The organism is Acinetobacter sp. YH01020 (genome assembly GCF_013420275.1).
In the GTDB taxonomy this organism is placed as follows: domain Bacteria; phylum Pseudomonadota; class Gammaproteobacteria; order Pseudomonadales; family Moraxellaceae; genus Acinetobacter; species Acinetobacter amyesii.
The window spans coordinates 56,224-73,582 of record NZ_VOYN01000014.1; the positions used below are offsets into that span (position 1 = coordinate 56,224).

The 17,359-nt window shown below is 41.4% G+C and carries 18 protein-coding genes; 6 read left to right on the forward strand and 12 right to left on the reverse strand.

All coding sequences use genetic code 11. The features are described 5' to 3' along the window. Positions 1-3: 3 nt before the first annotated feature. Complete coding sequence (gene gigC, locus FTT85_RS07615) at positions 4-888, reverse strand: LysR family transcriptional regulator GigC (protein WP_180021333.1); 885 nt, start codon at positions 886-888, stop codon at positions 4-6. Between the two features lie 85 nt (positions 889-973). On the opposite strand from gigC, the gene FTT85_RS07620 reads away from it, so the two are divergent. Next, entirely contained in the window at positions 974-1,735 is a 762-nt protein-coding gene (locus tag FTT85_RS07620) for a ferredoxin--NADP reductase (protein WP_180025850.1), read from the forward strand. A 431-nt stretch (positions 1,736-2,166) separates the two neighbouring features. Here the strand turns inward: FTT85_RS07620 and FTT85_RS07625 are convergent, their stop codons facing one another. From FTT85_RS07625 to FTT85_RS07645, 5 genes are all read right to left on the reverse strand, one after another. Continuing rightward, positions 2,167-2,910 (reverse strand): amino acid ABC transporter ATP-binding protein, encoded by a 744-nt coding sequence (locus FTT85_RS07625; protein ID WP_373886882.1) that lies wholly within the window; start codon positions 2,908-2,910, stop codon positions 2,167-2,169. Then, positions 2,907-3,590 carry an ABC transporter permease subunit gene (locus FTT85_RS07630; protein ID WP_180183243.1) on the reverse strand — a complete coding sequence of 228 codons (684 nt, stop codon included), beginning with the start codon at positions 3,588-3,590 and terminating at the stop codon, positions 2,907-2,909. The genes FTT85_RS07625 and FTT85_RS07630 overlap by 4 nt, the downstream gene beginning before the upstream one ends. Next, positions 3,590-4,333 carry an amino acid ABC transporter permease gene (locus FTT85_RS07635; RefSeq protein ID WP_078191087.1) on the reverse strand — a complete coding sequence of 248 codons (744 nt, stop codon included), beginning with the start codon at positions 4,331-4,333 and terminating at the stop codon, positions 3,590-3,592. Before FTT85_RS07635 ends, FTT85_RS07630 begins: the two co-directional genes overlap by 1 nt. A 70-nt stretch (positions 4,334-4,403) precedes the next feature. Continuing rightward, a complete protein-coding gene (locus FTT85_RS07640) occupies positions 4,404-5,351 on the reverse strand; it encodes a transporter substrate-binding domain-containing protein (protein ID WP_180004747.1) in 948 nt (315 codons plus the stop codon). A 337-nt stretch (positions 5,352-5,688) separates the two neighbouring features. Further along, a complete protein-coding gene (locus FTT85_RS07645) occupies positions 5,689-6,111 on the reverse strand; it encodes a hypothetical protein (protein WP_078192409.1) in 423 nt (140 codons plus the stop codon). A gap of 348 nt (positions 6,112-6,459) precedes the next feature. On the opposite strand from FTT85_RS07645, the gene FTT85_RS07650 reads away from it, so the two are divergent. The 3 genes from FTT85_RS07650 to FTT85_RS07660 all read left to right on the forward strand — a co-directional run bounded on the left by FTT85_RS07650 (position 6,460) and on the right by FTT85_RS07660 (position 9,028). After that, positions 6,460-6,738: a hypothetical protein gene (locus FTT85_RS07650; protein WP_180021321.1), complete on the forward strand. Its 279-nt coding sequence runs from the start codon at positions 6,460-6,462 to the stop codon at positions 6,736-6,738. A 274-nt stretch (positions 6,739-7,012) separates the two neighbouring features. Continuing rightward, positions 7,013-8,776 (forward strand): mechanosensitive ion channel, encoded by a 1,764-nt coding sequence (locus FTT85_RS07655; protein ID WP_168378573.1) that lies wholly within the window; start codon positions 7,013-7,015, stop codon positions 8,774-8,776. A 69-nt stretch (positions 8,777-8,845) separates the two neighbouring features. Further along, positions 8,846-9,028 (forward strand): hypothetical protein, encoded by a 183-nt coding sequence (locus FTT85_RS07660; protein WP_180183244.1) that lies wholly within the window; start codon positions 8,846-8,848, stop codon positions 9,026-9,028. A 379-nt stretch (positions 9,029-9,407) separates the two neighbouring features. Here the strand turns inward: FTT85_RS07660 and FTT85_RS07665 are convergent, their stop codons facing one another. The 5 genes from FTT85_RS07665 to FTT85_RS07685 form a co-directional block, all read right to left on the reverse strand. Further along, a complete protein-coding gene (locus tag FTT85_RS07665) occupies positions 9,408-10,607 on the reverse strand; it encodes an NAD(P)/FAD-dependent oxidoreductase (protein ID WP_180111758.1) in 1,200 nt (399 codons plus the stop codon). A 33-nt stretch (positions 10,608-10,640) separates the two neighbouring features. Further along, complete coding sequence (locus tag FTT85_RS07670; RefSeq protein WP_180183245.1) at positions 10,641-11,531, reverse strand: 1-aminocyclopropane-1-carboxylate deaminase/D-cysteine desulfhydrase; 891 nt, start codon at positions 11,529-11,531, stop codon at positions 10,641-10,643. 147 nt (positions 11,532-11,678) lie between these two features. Next, complete coding sequence (locus FTT85_RS07675) at positions 11,679-12,797, reverse strand: HlyD family secretion protein (RefSeq protein ID WP_180183246.1); 1,119 nt, start codon at positions 12,795-12,797, stop codon at positions 11,679-11,681. Between the two features lie 62 nt (positions 12,798-12,859). Continuing rightward, positions 12,860-14,509: an MFS transporter gene (locus FTT85_RS07680; RefSeq protein WP_180183247.1), complete on the reverse strand. Its 1,650-nt coding sequence runs from the start codon at positions 14,507-14,509 to the stop codon at positions 12,860-12,862. A gap of 6 nt (positions 14,510-14,515) precedes the next feature. Further along, positions 14,516-15,064: a TetR/AcrR family transcriptional regulator gene (locus FTT85_RS07685; RefSeq protein ID WP_180009850.1), complete on the reverse strand. Its 549-nt coding sequence runs from the start codon at positions 15,062-15,064 to the stop codon at positions 14,516-14,518. A 307-nt stretch (positions 15,065-15,371) separates the two neighbouring features. Between FTT85_RS07685 and FTT85_RS07690 the strand changes: the two genes are divergently transcribed. Then, positions 15,372-15,575 carry an NF038215 family lipoprotein gene (locus tag FTT85_RS07690; protein WP_078191077.1) on the forward strand — a complete coding sequence of 68 codons (204 nt, stop codon included), beginning with the start codon at positions 15,372-15,374 and terminating at the stop codon, positions 15,573-15,575. Positions 15,576-15,811: 236 nt separating this feature from the next. Here the strand turns inward: FTT85_RS07690 and FTT85_RS07695 are convergent, their stop codons facing one another. Next, positions 15,812-16,270 (reverse strand): DIP1984 family protein, encoded by a 459-nt coding sequence (locus FTT85_RS07695; protein ID WP_111884907.1) that lies wholly within the window; start codon positions 16,268-16,270, stop codon positions 15,812-15,814. A gap of 171 nt (positions 16,271-16,441) precedes the next feature. On the opposite strand from FTT85_RS07695, the gene FTT85_RS07700 reads away from it, so the two are divergent. Further along, entirely contained in the window at positions 16,442-17,065 is a 624-nt protein-coding gene (locus tag FTT85_RS07700) for a LysE family translocator (protein WP_078191198.1), read from the forward strand. Positions 17,066-17,359 lie beyond the last annotated feature (294 nt).

The window sequence follows — 17,359 nt, forward strand, 5'->3', positions numbered from 1 at the left end:
AGTTTAAACAGATTTTTCACAAAATTGCATAAAGGCTTTGAGACCCGGTCCTTGGTATTTCTGACGATGTACCAACATGAATAATGGACGGGCTAGTTGCCAGAACGGCGTATCTAAAACCACCAATTGACCTTTTTCACGTAAAGGCTCAATCGCAAGTTTAGAAATACATGACATACCAAGACCACCTGCCACGATTTTTAAAATGGCTTCGTTATGACCTAAGGTTAAACGAATATTGGCATCTGGCAGGTCTTTTAAAATTGCGTTGTCAAATACTTCACGTGTGCCTGAACCTTCTTCACGTAAGATCCATTCTACGTTATCAAAGTCAGCTGCAGTGATTGCACGATCCAACTTCGCTAAGGGATGCTCTGGTGAACAGCATACTGCAAGTTCATCGTCACGCCAGTGAATACATTGTAGCTGTGGCAGATGGCATGAACCTTCAATTAAGGCCAAATCTAACTGAAATTGGTTTACCGCTTCAATCATTTGGCGGGTATTGCCGACTTGAAGTTGTAAATGTGCTTGAGGCTGAATTTGTAAGAAATCTGCCATGAGGTCTGGCATCAAGTAGTCGCTGATGGTCAGGGTCGCACCTAAACGCAGATCAATACTTTGTAGTTCACCTTTAGCTGCTTGTTCAAAAGCTTCACAGCGCCCTAAAATTTCCAAAGCTTGTGGCAATAAAAAACGACCCAAGTCATTCAATTGCAAGCGTTTACCAAGTCGGTCAAACAGTGGAGCACCGAGACCATCTTCGAGGTCTGCCAATGCCATACTTGCTGCACTTTGAGTAAGTTTGACAGCATCACTGGCTTTGGTAACGGTACCTTCTTGAGCGACTGCTACAAAAACAGCCAACTGGCGTAAAGTCATGCGCATGAATCAGGCCTTAACATTTAAAAAATATTAATAAATTATGCTGTCATGCTAACATGAGCACAGTCTGTCACGCCACGTTCAAATCATGTCAATTGAAAAATTTAGCTTAGAAAAGGTTTTATCTGTACACCGTTGGACCAATACTTTGTTCAGTTTTACCATGACACGCCCTGCACATTTTAAATTTACCGCTGGTCAGTTTGCACGAATTGGCTTGAAAGTGGGCGATGAATTGGTGGTTCGTGCCTATTCTGTGGTGTCGTCACCCTTTGATGAAACTTTAGAATTTTTCTCTATCGTCGTTCCAGATGGTGCGTTTACCTCGAATTTACAGCATCTACAAGTGGGTGATGAGCTGTATTTAGAAAAAGTCCCTTATGGCTTCCTTACCTTGGCACGTTATCAGTTGCCATTGCCAAAGGACTTATGGCTGTTGGGAACAGGAACAGGTCTTGCACCATTTTTATCAATGCTACAAGACTTTGAAACGTGGTCTAAATACGAAAAAATTAATCTAGTCTACAGTGTGCGTACCGTATCAGAATTGGCTTATATCGAGCGTATTCAAGAAATCGCCGAGACCTTTGGTGAAGGGCATACGGGTTTTAAATTTATACCTATTGTGACACGTGATCCAAATGCACCGCTGCATGATCGTTTACCAGTTTTAATTGAAAATGGCGAGCTAGAACAGGCGGCGGGCTTAGCATTTAATGTGGAAACGACGCATGTCATGCTGTGTGGTAATCCTCAAATGGTTGACGACACAAAGGCAGCATTAAAGGCGCGTGGTTTGACCATGAACCGCCGTGGTGAAGGTAATATTGCTGTAGAAAACTATTGGTAAGGTGCCATGAAAAAAGCTCATCGATGGATGAGCTTTTTTTATTTTCGGAAATTAAATAACTGATGTTATGCATGCAAAAGTAATTTTGCATTTTTAAAATGATTTTTAAGCCAATTCGACGGAGTCTTACATCAAGGGAATGAATAAAGGGATTAGCCTTCGGCTGGAGGTACTCTTACGAAGCACGCTTCTCATTAGGCAAAATGAGAAGCGTGCTTCGCAAGGAAACCATCTTGCGGTGCAATGCACCTCACCGACAAAACTCGTTCACAAGCGTCTAATTATCTAAAGTATCGCAAAAACATTTTTGATTAGAAGAATTCCTATCTCAAACACTTGCGGATGACGTTACCGCGTATCGTACTTTTATTTTGAATCAAATTACGCTTCTGATGTTACTGCGTAACATCAGTTAAATAAACGTTTTGATGTTAATGCAGAATTTTATTTAAGAACTGCTGCGCTCGTTCACCACGAGGGGCATTAAAGAAATCATCTTTACTGCAGTCTTCCACAATTTTTCCTTGATCCATAAAGATCACACGGTCCGCAACCTGACGCGCAAAGCCCATCTCATGGGTTACACACATCATGGTCATACCTTCTTTGGCAAGACCCACCATCACATCAAGCACTTCGTTAATTATCTCTGGATCAAGTGCCGAAGTCGGCTCATCAAACAACATGGCAATCGGGTCCATACTGAGCGCACGTGCAATCGCAACACGTTGTTGCTGTCCACCTGATAACTGTGCAGGGAATTTAGCGGCATGTGCACTCAAACCCACACGATCTAAATAAGCCAAGCCTTTTTTCTTAGCTTCGGCTTCTGATCGACCCAAGACTTTAACCTGCGCAATGGTCAGGTTTTCTGTAATGGATAAATGTGGAAACAGTTCAAAGTGCTGGAACACCATACCAACACGACTACGTAGTTTATTTAAATCGGTTTTTGGGTCATTAATGGAAATACCGTCGACTAAAATCGTACCGGCCTGAAAAGGCTCAAGTCCATTAACGGTTTTAATGAGCGTTGATTTACCTGAACCTGAAGGTCCACACACTACAACCACTTCACCTTGTTTAATTTGAGTCGTGCAATCGGTAAGCACTTGAAAATCTTTATACCATTTACTGACATTTTGGAGGTCAATCATCGTTTTTTGATCGGTCATACACTTAACCTCCGTTGTAATTTTTTAACTGCATAGGTAGCGATCATACTAATAGTGAAATACACCAAACCGGCAAATAGAATGTATTGAGTTAACAATGACATGAGGTCGCCTCGAACATAGTTGGTGCGGAAAAAGTCTAACAGTCCGATGGCATAAACCATGGTTGAATCTTGAAACAGAATAATGGTTTGCTGTAAAAGCAGTGGCGTCATTTTGCGAAAAGATTGCGGCAAAATAATTAAGCGCATCGCTTGGCTATAGCTCATACCCAAAGCATAAGCTGCAGAAGTTTGACCTTTAGGAATTGATTGAATCCCGGCACGGACAATCTCTGAAAAGTAAGCCGCTTCAAATAGCATGAAGGCCACGATACTCGAAACGAGGGCTGTATCAATCGTTAGATAGTTACCCGTGATCCCTGTGTAGATAAAGGGTACGGCAAAGTAGAACCACATCAGCACCAAGAGCAAAGGAATAGAACGAAAGAGGTTCACATAGCCTTTAGCAAAAATATTAAATGCCTTAATCGAGGACAGGCGCATCAACGCCAATAAAGTCGCAATAAAGACACCACCAATGGTTGCCGTGATCACCACTTTGAGTGTGATGCTGAAACCATGCCATAGCGCAGGGCCAGACGCTTGGAGGTCTTGAATAAAAGAACTGAGCCATTCCATTATTTATCTCCTGCAATTAAGCCAGGAACGCGTAGGCGTTTTTCCAGAAAATTCATGAAACCAATTAAACAGATGTTGATCACGATGAAAATAATGGTGACGTAGGTATAAATTTCGATGGTGTTTTGCGTGTATTCACTGATGGTTTTCATCTGTGAAATGATTTCTGCAACACCGACCAAAGACGCAACTGAGGTGTTTTTGACACAGTTGGTCAACTCAGAGCTGAGAGGTGGCAAAATCGTGCGGAATGACTGCGGTAAGATCACATAGCGGTATAGTTGAGCCGTGCTAAATCCCATGGCATAACCTGCATTGGTTTGCCCCAAAGGAAGCGCTTCAATACCTGTCCTGACTTGTTCACAGACCCGTGCAGCTGTAAAAAGACCCAAACCGACACTTGCAGAAATTAAGGCGGTCGTATTTGCTCCAAGGTCATTCATCCACCAGCTTTTAATCGCAGCAGGGAGGAAGTTAGGTACAACATAGAACCAAATAAACAGTTGAATCAATAAGGGTACATTTCGGAAAATAGTCACGTAGGCCGTACCAATACCTCGTGCTACAGGACTCGGTAGGGTACGCATAATACCCAAGATGCTGCCGAGCACCATCGCAATGCTCCATGCCACCAAAGCGATGACAAACAGCCAGCCGATTCCAATTAAAATCCAATTCAGGTAGGTCGAATCACCTACACCAGTAGATTGGAACAGCACACCCCAATTCCAGCTATAATTCATAGGAACTCCCTATAATGAGCTTAAGCCAAAATCCGTTTGGCTTAAGCATCTTTAGAATGTTTAGGGAAAGTTATTCGTCACGGTCATGTGGATTGCTAATCAATGCTTTTAATTGATCAGACATCGGGAAATTCAAATTGATATTTTTTGGTGGAATTGGCGTTTGGAACCATTTTTTATACATGTCATTGATTTCACCAGAGCTATAGGTCGCTTTGATTGCATCATCAACCACTTGTTTAAAGCCAGTATCGCCTTTACGTAGCATACAACCATAAATTTCTTGAATCGGTGCTGTACCCACGATTTCCCATTTATTTGGATCTTTGGCTTTCGATTTTTCACCCGCCAGCAAAATATCATCCATCATAAATGCCGCTGCACGACCATTTTGTAGCATGAGGAAAGACTCAGCATGGTCTTTGGCAGAAATGACTTCACCAATACCTAACTCTTTTTCATGTTGACGAATATAACGTTCAGATGTAGTTCCTGCCGTGGTGACTAATTTTTTACCTTTAAGGTCAGCGAAGTCTTTAATCCCAGAGTCTTTTGCAGTAAGTAAGCGTGAACCCACTTCAAAGAAACCTGTTGAGAAATCAACTTGTTGTTGGCGTTCTTTATTGTTGGTGGTTGAACCACACTCTAAGTCGACGGTGCCATTAGAAACCAATGGAATACGGTTTTGGCTGGTCACTAAGTTATAACGGATTTTTAAATCGGGAAGATTTAATTGTTTTTTTACTGCTTCAACTACTTTTAATTGAAGATCATGCGCATAACCCACAGGTTGGTTTGGATTATCTGCGATATATGAAAATGGAATCGATGAATCGCGATAGCCTAAAACAATCGTGCCCGATTTTTTGATCTTATCTAAAGTCCCTGAGTCAGAAACAGCAGCTTCACTTCCTGCAGCTTTATCCGTTGTAGGTGCTTTATTGTCACTACATGCGCTAAGCCCTAAAGTGAGCGCACTTGCACAGAACAAAGTTGCTAAATGTTTTTTTGACGTCATCGTTAAAACTCCTTTTACCCTGATTTAATATCCACTTTTTATGATCCTGTTACGTATTTAGTTTTATTGCTCTGTTTTTAAGAATGTTTCAACAATAAAAAAGAGATCATTTTCTACATCTTAGGTGATAAATCGAACAAGGCTCAAGCAAAATTTATTGCCGAATTGTTACTAAGAAATGGGATAAGTTATGAAGATTTTTTATAAGTAAATTTACTATAAGCGATTGAATATTAAATGAATTATATTTATTGTGAAATAGATAATGAAAATAAAAGGGCATAAAAAAACCTCCAAATGGAGGTTTTCGGGATTAAACTTTAGTTTAATCTCCGTATTAATGCACAAACATATCCATAAATTCACGAATTTCTTGAATCGCTGTGTCTACGTCAGCAGTCAACCAAGTCGGTTCAAAAAAGCCAGCATAATGCTCCAGTCGATCTTGGGGAACAACTAAGCGAATCGGGCATTCTTCTTCGAGCAAGCGCCAAGGAATAATAGGCACTTCATTATCTAAAAAAGCCGCAATATTTCGAATATCAATCACCATCGCATTGATGCATTCAGGGAATGGCATCACTGAAAACTCTTCAGTACGTCGGCGAAAATATTCCAAATCACCCCATTTCAACACATAACTTGGCTTACTAAATTCAATAATGCCAATAAGATGTTGATCGCGAGTGTAATGAAGGGAACATTGATGAGTGACGTCAGTGTCAAGATCAAGCGTTACACCTTGTTGATGGTACGCCATAGATTTGATAACAGGTGAAAAATAAGGTGCATGATTATAGCTCATTTCATTCATCAAAAGCAGAGAATTCCATCTAGCTCAAAAAAGCATTTATTTTTGCAACACTTGATACTCTGAAAATGAATACGATTGAAATGGTACATTCATTTCATGCTCCGATATTTTTACCTTAGTGATTGATTTTAAATCTAAAAATCAGTCATCTATTTAAACAGCAAGACGGATGTAAATTGAACTGATCTTTCAAGTTACATGTTTTCACGGATTGTAATTGTTCTTCACACAACAAAGGATATTGTATTGTTAGTATAAAAAGTGAACGACGAACAACAAAATAGCGAGGGGAATATGACACACGATTTTAATAAACCGCCCCATACCACCAGTGTAGAAGAAACAACACAAAAAAAACGTATCCCAGTGTATATGCTAATTTTAGTGGGTATCTTCTTAATCGCGTTATTGTTTTATATGTTTGCAGATATGAAACCGTCTGCTTCGGATGCACCACCTGATCATCCTGCACCGAATGCACAAACTGCAACTGCCAATGATACGACTAGCGGTACAGCAGGGGATGAAGCTGTTGCCAATGATTCAAATACTGCAACTGCGACAGATCATTGATGATAAATACATGAGTCAGATTTACATGATTGCAAGATCTGAACCTTAAGCATCTCATCAGAATGACACAAATAAAGCCTTGGTTATGCCAAGGCTTTTTTACATTCAATTGTGAGCTTTTGTTGGAGTTATGCATACTTTGGTTGATTAAAAAATACGCAAAAACTAAGGTGGAAAAGAAAGCTCAAGTTTAAAGCACCAATGCTGTGTGATATCGCGGCATACGTAAAAATGCACATAACAACAGATCATGTATAACAATGAGGGCGAACGTATGAATGATTATCTGGGTGGTCCGCGTGGCCGTTTTGATGCCATGTATTATTGGGAACAGTTTCACCCCATTTTAAGTGCAGTAGCAATTCTCCTGATTGGTTGGGTCATTGCTTTATTGATTGCTGCTGGCGTCAAAAAAGTTCTGCAACAATTAGGTACAAATCAAAAACTTTCAAATGCAACTGGGCACCGTTCCAATGTTGAAAATATAGTCTCCAGAGTAGTGTTCTGGATTATTTTGATCATTGCCGTCATTGGTGCGCTCAATGTGCTGAATTTGACCAGTGTCAGTGGCCCATTCAGTAATATGATTCAGCAGTTCTTGTTATTTATTCCACAGCTCTTGGCTGCGGTAGCTGTAGGTTTTATTGGTTGGATCGTGGCGAGTTTGGTCAAAGTCGGTTCAAAGAAACTGCTTGATAAAACCCAACTCGATGAAAAACTTAGTTCTGAGGTTGGTGTCAGCCCTATCAGTCAAAATATCAGTGAAATTGTATATTGGCTGATTTTGTTACTTTTCCTACCGATTGTTTTATCGATCTTGGGTTTGAACGGTCTATTGTTCCCAATCCAAAATATGGTCACTGAAGTTGTTTCTTATCTTCCCAATATCTTTATTGCCGGTGTCATCGTCTTTGTGGGTTATATTTTGGCGAAGATTGTGCGAGGTATCGTGGAAGGCTTGGTGAACAGTTTGAGTTTGCAGCAGCAAGTCGAAAAAGTGGGCATGTTTAAAAACGCAAAACTTGCTCAAGTTTTGGGTAATTTTGTCTTTGCTATAGTCATTATCACTGCATTAATTGTGGCTTTCGAAGCACTTGGTATCGAGGCGATTTCTCAGCCTGCAACAGCCATGTTACATGAGATCATGTATGCGATACCGAACATCATTGCCGCAGGTTTAATCTTAATCTTGGCCTATGTGGTGTCACGCTTTGTAGCGCGTCTAGTTGTGGATGTGATCTCGGGTACAGGTGTTGATACTGTGCCAGAAAAATTAGACATTCAACGCTTTTTGGGCAAAACCAAAGTGTCGGATGTTGTCGGTTGCCTCATTGTATTTTTCACCATGCTGTTTGCGGTATCTGAAGCTGCTAACCGTTTAGGCTTTGAGCAAATCAGTGCCCTTATTGCTATGTTTATCCAGTTCGGTGCAAGTATTTTACTTGGTGCTGTAATCTTGGTGGTGGGTTTCTGGCTTGCCAATATTGTGGCAAATGTGGTGCAACGAGGGGAATATAACAGTTCACGTTGGTTAGGTAATTTGGTCCGTGTGCTGATTATGGGCTTGGTTGTAGCCATGGGCTTGCGTGCCATGGGTATTGCCGACTCGATCGTGAATTTGGCCTTTGGTTTAACTCTCGGTGCGGTTGCAGTTGCTTTCGCTTTGGCCTTTGGTTTAGGTGGTCGCAATCCGGCGGAACGATTGTTATCAGATCTTATTGATAAAGCAAAACGTGAAGCCAACGAACCGAATCCAGTACAGGAACAGGCGAAGGCAAAAACCACCTTTAATACGCCAACATCGTCTACAGCGAGTCCAACGCCATCAACATCTGTGATGACTTCTGAAGTGAAAACCGATGATGGCTATCCAAACATTCAACAGGCTGCTCCCGGTGTCAGTGAAAAAGAAACGGCCACGCCAGATCAGTTGGATGTAAACCCAAGTGATCAACCACAAAATAATCCATTTGGATCGACAGGCGAGGCTGAAAATTCGGCACCTTTAACCCCGCCAAAACCAGATGATCCAAATTAAACTATTCTGTCTTTAAAAAAATCGGCCACGCTTAAGTGGTCGATTTTAATGCTTTATAAGGAATATTGTATGGCAAAAGCACCGAATAAATTTTTAGCCCCAGTGATTATTGCAGGGATCACGGTGGGTTTTTTGGCAAGCGCACGACGCTTTATTTTTGCAAAACCAAAACGCACTAATTTGGAGCAGGCAGAACAATCACCGCTAAAAAGTGAAAAAAATTATACCAATCAGTCCAAAAATAATGATTGAAATTTACTCGAAAATTGGTATTTTAAGTAATAGTGATATATAGAATATTACTTAAAATATAAAAACTTAGGATTCATATTGCTGTCATGAATGACACTTATGATCCGTGCAAAGGAATGGCAAAATGGGGGTAATTTCAATGCTCAATACTTTAGTATCGACACTCAAACAAACCGCAAGCGTGCAACCACAACATATTTCAGTTGCCGTTGAAAAAATGGATATGACAATTCAACGAACTTCGTCGTCGTCAGTATCATTATTTAAAACCGACTATCTTGAATAAGTCAGATCGGGCAAGAAAAAGGGCTGAATGAATCAGCCCTTTTTTTATGCAGAGATCTTCTGCAGGTTATATTTAATTAATTCTATGTCGAGATCAGACGTATTCAGAAGCTGCATGCGCAGAAGCCCATGCCCATTGGAAGTTGTATCCACCTAAATGACCTGTTACATCAAGTACTTCGCCAATAAAGTACAAACCTTTCTGTTTTTTACTTTCCATGGTTTTTGATGAGACTTCAGTGGTATCGACACCACCCAGTGTAACTTCAGCAGTACGGTAACCTTCAGTGCCTGATGGCTTCACTTCAAAGCTTTCCAGACGGCTTGCAATGAGTTCTAGTTTTTCATCACTGATATTGCCAATGGCTAAATCAGCTTGTTCAGGCCAAATCAGATTTTGTAATTCCACAACCACGCTTTTCGGTAAGTGTTCATTGAACAGTGTACGCAGTAACACTTTCGGTTGACTAGATTTCTTAGATTTGAGGAAATCTAAAACATCTAAAGTTGGCAGGAAATTGATATTAAAGCGTTGACCGACATCCCAGTAGTTTGAAAGCTGCAATGAGCTTGGGCCACTTAAACCACGGTGAGTAAAGAGTAAAGCCTCAGTAAAACTATTTAACTCATTCGATAACGTGGCTTCAACAGCATTGCCACTCAAGCGTGTGGTGACTTCTTTAAAACTATCTGAAAAGGTGAAGGGTACTAAGCCAGCGCGAGTGGGGTAGACGGAATGTCCGAATTGTTTAGCAATCTCATAGCCAATTCCTGAACCGCCTAATGTAGGAATAGACAGACCACCAGTGGCAATAACCACCGATTCTGCTTCAAAATAGCCTAGATTGGTTGCCACTTGAAAGCCTTGTTCAGGTAAGGCATTGACTGCTTTTACTTCACAGTTGGTTTTAATATCCACCAATCCTGTTTTGTCACATTCTGCCAATAGCATGGCGAGAATTTCTTTTGCACCATTTTGGGTAAATAACTGCCCATGTTTGCGCTCTTCGTACTCAATGCCATATTCGCAGACCATACCAATGAAGTCCCAGTTGGTATAGCGAGTTAATGCTGAAATAACAAAGTGTGGATTATGTGAAATATAATTTTCTGGTTCGACATACAAATTGGTGAAATTGCATTTACCACCGCCAGACATCAGGATCTTTTTGCCAACTTTATTGGCTTTTTCAACCACCAAAACTTTGCGTCCACGCTGCGCCGCTTTATATGCCGTCATTAAGCCTGATGCACCAGCACCTAAAACAAGGACATCATATTGATTTTGCGACATGGTAAGTTTCCGCGTGGAAGAAAGGACGCAGGATTATACGCTTTTTAGCGCTTCGGTTGAACCTTTCAGGCGACCTTGTAGGCCACCAGTATGAATCACTAAAACACGCTGATGGTTTGTAATCTGACCCCGCTCAATCATGCTGAAAATACCTCGCAACATTTTAGCCGTATAAACCTGTTCTAATGGGATCGCATAGCGATGTTCAAAGTCTTGCATAAACTGTAAAAGTTCCGGCGTTGTTTTGGCATAGCCGCCACAGCAAAATTCATCACTGATGTTCCAATTGGTTTTCTGCGTCAACTGAGCAACATCGTCGCAAAGAAAATTTCCTTTGAGCGCAGAAAAACCAAGAACATGTTGATGTTCCGCACTGGCTTCGATCAAGCCCGTTATGGTTCCACCTGTACCGACTGCACAGCAGATGAGATCAAAATTTTGTTGATTTTCATGGCTTAAGATTTCCGTACAGCCACGGATAGCCAATGCATTAGTTCCACCTTCAGGAATGACATAATGTTCGGGATATTGCTGTTGTAATTGCGCTAAAGCGTCTGCTTGTTTCTGTTCTCGATACTGTTGGCGTGTGACAAAACTGAACTGCATACCAAACTGTTCGGCGGTGGCTAAAGTAGGATTTCGGGCTTGATGTTGTAATTCTTCGCCACGGATGATGCCTAAACTGCCGAAACCAAATAAATGTGCAGCATATGCAGTGGCTGCAATGTGATTTGAATAAGCACCGCCAAAGCTAAGCACCTGTTTAAACCCTAATTTCTGTGCTTCAATAAAATTATATTTGAGTTTATAAAATTTATTGCCTGATATTTGTGGGTGTACCAAGTCCAAACGCTTAATACACAAATCAACCCCTTGATATTGAATAGTCTGCTCAGGAATGGCGTGGGCGATAGATTCAAACATGCTGGTAATCGTTATCTTGGTGGTTGGAGGTCAAATAGGTAGGCATTGTAAAACGGGAGGTGCAGAAGATGAAATCCTTTACATCTTGTATTGTTCAACTTTGCTTATAGTACTTCACTGCCAGCGTCCGCTAACTATCAACATCAACTAACTAGCAACATCTACGGAGGTGACGACAGACATACCGGGTCTTAAGTTTTCCAAACCTTGTTGATTGGGATCAATCGCAATTTTCACGGCAATGCGTTGCACGACTTTGGTGAAATTTCCTGTGGCATTGTCAGGTTTCAATACACTAAATTCAGAACCAGCCGCAGGGGAGATTTGCTCAACTTTGCCGTAAAATTTTTGATGTTTCATGCCATCGACGCTGAACCACGCTTTTTGACCAATATGCATATCTGCAATTTGCGTTTCTTTAAAGTTGGCAGTCACCCAGCGCTGCTGTGGAATCAAATACATCAGTTGAGTGCCTGCTGCAACGTATTGACCAATCCGCGGGCTCACTTCACCTAGCTGACCATCCATAGGCGCTACAATCGTGCTGTAGTCTTTGGTGGTCACAGCCTGATCAAATTGTGCTTTGGCACTATTTACTTGTGCTTTAAGCCCCGTCGCTGCAACTTGTGCGGTTTTGAATGATTCTTTGGCAACCAGTAAATTGGCTTCTGCTTGATGAAGTTGGGCCAAACTATTTTTTGCATCTGCAGTGGCTTTGTCTTGTTCCGTTTTCGACGCAGCGCCAGTATTGCCGAGTTGTTGGTAGCGCGTCATTTGTGCAAGGGCTAATTCATAGGCCGCACGTGATTGGTCCACTTTCGCTTCGGCTACCATAATATCCGCTCTGCGTTGTTTAATGGCCTGGCTTTGATTGGCAAGCGAGTTCTGTGCTTGTTCCACCCCAGATTCAGCTTGTGTGACTTTTTGATCATAGGTCGTTGCATCGATATGCATAAGCACTTGACCTTTTTTCACATGATCAAAATCCGTCACCAAAACATCTTTCACATAACCATTAATTTGTGATGAAAGCACCGTGGTTTTGCCTTTGACATAGCTATTTTCAGTCGACTCGATACTGTTATGAAATGGACCAATCCGCCACGCCCATAAGATCAGCGCAATCCCCAGCAAGAGGATGATCAACATGAAAATCAGGGTCCGCTGCGGCGTAGAGATAAGCTTGCTTGATGGCGCAGGCATAGCGGTTGCTGTTTGTGGTTGCTGCGGTGCTGCTTGCTCAGTGGGTTTATGGTCTTCGGTCATGGTGTTCTCAATATCAATTAGGTCATTTGGCGGTTGCTTATGTTGTTTAAGTCGGGAAAATTTTAACTACTATCCGTGCGTTGCTGTTGGCGTAATTGATATTTATTTTTGCCCATCAGCAATAAACCCCAAAGCAACAATAAAACGGCGAATATGCCATTTAAAAAAATCACATCGTTATAGGCTCGAACTTGGGCTTCTCGAGTGATGGTTTGATTAAGGCTACGTATGGCTTGTTGTTGATCTAAATTAGGGTCTAAAGAATATTGATGCGCAATTTGAGCCAATAGTTGTAGGCGCTGTTCCACTATAGGTGAGGTTTGCGATAAATCATTATAAATCTGTGCCTGATAGGTTTGGGTACGCATTTGCTGATAGGTCGAAAAGAACGATGATCCGACCAATCCCCCAAAGGTTTGCGTTGCAGAAAACAGCACGATAAACGTCACCATGTGAGATGGGCCTTTTTGTAAAGCACTGACAATGCCTGTAAGCAAAAGTGGGCCAATAAACATGCCACTAGCAAAGCCCACCAAAAACTGACTCCAATAAAAATCATGCGGTCGAACATCACTGGTCAGGTGGTAATCCAGCGCACAGGCAAAGAGCACGAGACCTGCTGCACCAAGCAGATGAAGCACGATTTTTTCTTTGGAAAAGGTCAGGGCACTAAACACTGTGCCTAAGACAATCCCGATCAGCACGACGGTATAAAAGGAAACAAATTGGTCGGGTCCCATGCCCATGGTTTTCAAAAAATTCACGGCCGCATAGCTTTGTTCTGACATGAGGAAGCGAATGGCAAAGGCACCGATAATAAAACTTACGGTAGACGATGTTCCGAGCCAGCGTGTGACAATCAGGGGGTTGACCCGAAAATGTTCATAGGTCAGGCCGACAACTAAAAGAATCAAAGCGGCGATGAGTAAATAGGCCAACCATTCAGCCTCAAACCACCAAAGAATCGGGCCTTGAGTTAGCACGATACATAGCAAAGCAAAGCCGGGTGCCAATAATGCAAAGGTGAATAAATCTTGCTTTTCAAACACTTCTATACGTAGGCTTCGTGGCAGTTTTAGAGAGACCACCATCGCCAAACAACATAAGGCTAAACCTAATTCAAAGGTGTAAAAAATAGACCAATCGTTGACATCGACCAGATAGGGCGACATGATCCATGCCAGTGGAATCCCCAACTGCTGAAAGCCCAAAGCTAGATAAAGCCCACGACCAAAATGAGCACGTTTAAAGGCTTGCATGATGTAATACATCCCAAGCGAACTGAGTGGAGCTGCAAGTAAGCCGCTAATCACCCGTGCAAAAATTGCCATTTCATAGGTATGGACGAATAAATGCAGCACCATCACAGCGATAAATAAAACCAAACCAATTTCTGAAAATAGCCTAAGTCCATATTGTTGACGGGCTTTAAATAAGATCAGGTTAGAGCTGACATTGGCCATAACAAATGCCGCAGGAATCCATGCCGCTTCTGAAGGCGTTAAACCATATTCACCTTGTAGAAGGGGTAAATTTGCCGTGATAAATCCATTACTTAAACTCCCCGAGATCGCAACAAATAAACCGATAAAGAAGTATAAAAAACGCTTATAGGTGGGATGTGCAATGGCAGCGGGAGAGCCGGGCAAAGTCGGTTTTTCTTCGGGTGTCCAATCCGGAGCAGGTTCCAATAAACGTGGAGATTTGGACATGACGTATTACCCGCAAATACCATGTAGTAAAAACTCAACGGCACGTTTGGCGAGTTTTTCCTGATCTGCTTCGGTATGGCCTTGTAAAGCTGCACGTAAAATGGAAGTGACCATGGCATAGTCTGCCGGTTTAAAGTCTGCTCGACAGCGACCATTTTGAATGGCCTGATCAATCATCGGTTGCAATATGGCATCACGTCGTTGGTATATTTCAACCATGGCAGGATCATCTCGATCGATCACGCGCCAATATTCCATTAAAGCCGTGAGATAGGGAATATTATAAATATGGTCTTGAATGAGGCGAATAAATCCATCATCGAACTGTGCATAATTAAGCGCACGCTGTTCAAGTCGGTTCAAGGCACCTTGCATTAAGGCGAGTACCAACTCACGACGGTCATTAAAATTACGATAAAACGTCGCACGTCCAACTTGAGCCTGATTGATGATGAGTTGTAAAGGCGCATTGATCCCGTGAATACGGAATACCTCAATCGCAGCTTCTAAAAGCACTTCTCGGTTTTGCGCAGCGAGTTGTTGACGTGTGGACATTATTCTTTGACATCATCATTCTAAATTTATCTAGCTATTAAACGGACAAAAGTGTCCGAAGTAAAATCGTATTCGATAGCAGTTTTGTAACTTGTCTTCTATGTGGTTATAAGAAAATGAATAAATTATTTATTTTAAAAAGAAAATATTTTTCTATCGGCATCAATCTGCATCCGCATTGGAAAGACCGCCGAGACATAATTCCTGACAATTGACCCTAAATCGGCAGATAAATAAGGTGAATATCTGCACAAAAATGCTATGCTGAATTTATAAGCAAGATAATTATAAAAATGGAGGGCATCCAATGAGCAAATTAAGTCGGGCTGTGCTGCCTATGCTGTGCCTGTGCAGTTTTTGGATGGTGGGTTGTGATACGACTGACGAATTGCATCGTCCTCAAAACGAACATCGCACCATGATCATTGGTGGTGTCCCTGTAAATGACCATGACTATAAATTACCCCGTGAGGATGTTGCACTCAATGAAGCCGCTGCGGATGACGACTAGCAGATAGATCCGTCAAAAATAGGGTGGACATACTGTCAGTACACGGTAGTGAGACGTGACATGTAAAGAGTCACAGATGCAGTGTGCTACGTCACATGTGTGAACATTTTGAAGTAGACGTCTTACTTCTGCAGTTTAGTTTGTTGGATTAAAGCCTTACAAACATTTAAAAAGGCTCTGTACTCGCCCAGTATGCCCGAACTGGAATGAACCGCGGTTCAATTGATTAAATCAGGTCAATCTATTAGGTCTATTTGCCAATTGGATGCCTGAATTTCTAAGTTATTTTGTCTAAGTTGCTGACTAATGCTATCGGCTTGTTTCTGTAAATCTGCCACTGCAATGGTTTTAATCCAACGGATTTCACTTGAGCTATAACGACCATTTTCACGGCGTGAGCTGTCAATTGCTTGTTGCAAGATTCGATGCTGTTGGGTCAATAAATCACGTTCATTGAGCACTGAAAGCATGCAGCGTCCTGAACCGGTTTTAGCTTGTGCATTGGTGGCGTGAATCTTTTCAATTAAACCATAAAGTTCTGTATTTACAGCAAATGCTTCTTGAATTAAAGCATTTGGTTCTTCGCTAGGTGCATCACCTTCTTGAATGAGCACGTTGTTATTGATTCTTTGTTGCAGCGAGGCCAATTTTGTTTGTAAGTCACTGCGTAAAAGTAGGGCTTCAGCTAATTTCATTGTCTTGATATTAATTTGTACTTTTAGCGATCATGCGATGGATTAATGCGGTATTCAAGTTATTTATAGTGAAAAATTTGGTCAATTAAAATAAACACTGCAAATTATAGGGAGAAATTCAGAGATTCTATCTGTAAAATTGCCACGAATTTAAGTGAAAACGGTGTGACAGTGGAATCATTTTGGATATTAGGCTCGATTGCGGCAGCACTATTACTTGGTGCAATGAGCCCGGGGCCAACGTCAATTTATGTGGCGAAGAATTCCATTGCGATTTCACGTAAACACGGTTTATTTACCGCACTTGGTACAGGTTTGGGCGCTGCAATATTTGGGCTTTTAGCGGTATTGGGTTTGCAGGCATTTTTATTGGCTGTACCTTCTGCATATTTGGCTTTAAAAATTTGTGGTGGTTTATACCTGCTTTGGATGGCATTTAAAATTATAAAACATGCCAAAGAACCGATTGAAGCTGGTGATGCCAGCAGCTCGCAAATGTCACTCCGTCGTGCATTTACTACTGGTTTAATTACCCAGTTGTCGAATCCGAAAATTGCAATTGTGTTAGCCAGTATTTTTACGGCACTTTTACCGAAAGAGATTCCAACGTATTTTTACTTTGTACTGCCAGTTTTGTGTTTCTTTATCGATGCAGGGTGGTGCTCATTGGTCGCTGTGGCTTTATCCGCAGAGAAACCACGTAAAGTCTATTTGAAGTTTAAAGCGGGTTTTGATCGGGCAGCGGGTGCAGTGATGACAGTGCTTGGGTTAAAGCTGATTTTTGGAATGAAGTGAATACCATTAATTTTTTATTTTAAAGATAGGAAATATTTATTTTATTTTGTATAAAATATTGCTTTAGCTTAACTTTTAGGTTGTGCGGGAGTTAATTATTTTGACCACAATCTAATAAATTATTTCTATTTGAGGGAAAAATGAATACAACTTATTTTCAAGGATTAACTAGGGTCTGTTGACATTTGTTGATTAAAAAAATAGCGAGATAGTAAAATTAAATCGCCAAACCCAATTTTACACTCGCTATGCCTCGAACAATGCTAAATGATCAACACTGGTCCAAGTTACTTG

Bases quoted from the DNA above. Each gene is read 5' to 3' on its own strand.
- gigC (WP_180021333.1), bottom strand. From the start codon at position 888: ATGCGCATGACTTTACGCCAGTTGGCTGTTTTTGTAGCAGTCGCTCAA.
- FTT85_RS07620 (WP_180025850.1), top strand. From the start codon at position 974: ATGTCAATTGAAAAATTTAGCTTAGAAAAGGTTTTATCTGTACACCGT.
- FTT85_RS07625 (WP_373886882.1), bottom strand. From the start codon at position 2,910: ATGACCGATCAAAAAACGATGATTGACCTCCAAAATGTCAGTAAATGG.
- FTT85_RS07630 (WP_180183243.1), bottom strand. From the start codon at position 3,590: ATGGAATGGCTCAGTTCTTTTATTCAAGACCTCCAAGCGTCTGGCCCT.
- FTT85_RS07635 (WP_078191087.1), bottom strand. From the start codon at position 4,333: ATGAATTATAGCTGGAATTGGGGTGTGCTGTTCCAATCTACTGGTGTA.
- FTT85_RS07640 (WP_180004747.1), bottom strand. From the start codon at position 5,351: ATGACGTCAAAAAAACATTTAGCAACTTTGTTCTGTGCAAGTGCGCTC.
- FTT85_RS07645 (WP_078192409.1), bottom strand. From the start codon at position 6,111: ATGGCGTACCATCAACAAGGTGTAACGCTTGATCTTGACACTGACGTC.
- FTT85_RS07650 (WP_180021321.1), top strand. From the start codon at position 6,460: ATGACACACGATTTTAATAAACCGCCCCATACCACCAGTGTAGAAGAA.
- FTT85_RS07655 (WP_168378573.1), top strand. From the start codon at position 7,013: ATGAATGATTATCTGGGTGGTCCGCGTGGCCGTTTTGATGCCATGTAT.
- FTT85_RS07660 (WP_180183244.1), top strand. From the start codon at position 8,846: ATGGCAAAAGCACCGAATAAATTTTTAGCCCCAGTGATTATTGCAGGG.
- FTT85_RS07665 (WP_180111758.1), bottom strand. From the start codon at position 10,607: ATGTCGCAAAATCAATATGATGTCCTTGTTTTAGGTGCTGGTGCATCA.
- FTT85_RS07670 (WP_180183245.1), bottom strand. From the start codon at position 11,531: ATGTTTGAATCTATCGCCCACGCCATTCCTGAGCAGACTATTCAATAT.
- FTT85_RS07675 (WP_180183246.1), bottom strand. From the start codon at position 12,797: ATGACCGAAGACCATAAACCCACTGAGCAAGCAGCACCGCAGCAACCA.
- FTT85_RS07680 (WP_180183247.1), bottom strand. From the start codon at position 14,509: ATGTCCAAATCTCCACGTTTATTGGAACCTGCTCCGGATTGGACACCC.
- FTT85_RS07685 (WP_180009850.1), bottom strand. From the start codon at position 15,064: ATGTCCACACGTCAACAACTCGCTGCGCAAAACCGAGAAGTGCTTTTA.
- FTT85_RS07690 (WP_078191077.1), top strand. From the start codon at position 15,372: ATGAGCAAATTAAGTCGGGCTGTGCTGCCTATGCTGTGCCTGTGCAGT.
- FTT85_RS07695 (WP_111884907.1), bottom strand. From the start codon at position 16,270: ATGAAATTAGCTGAAGCCCTACTTTTACGCAGTGACTTACAAACAAAA.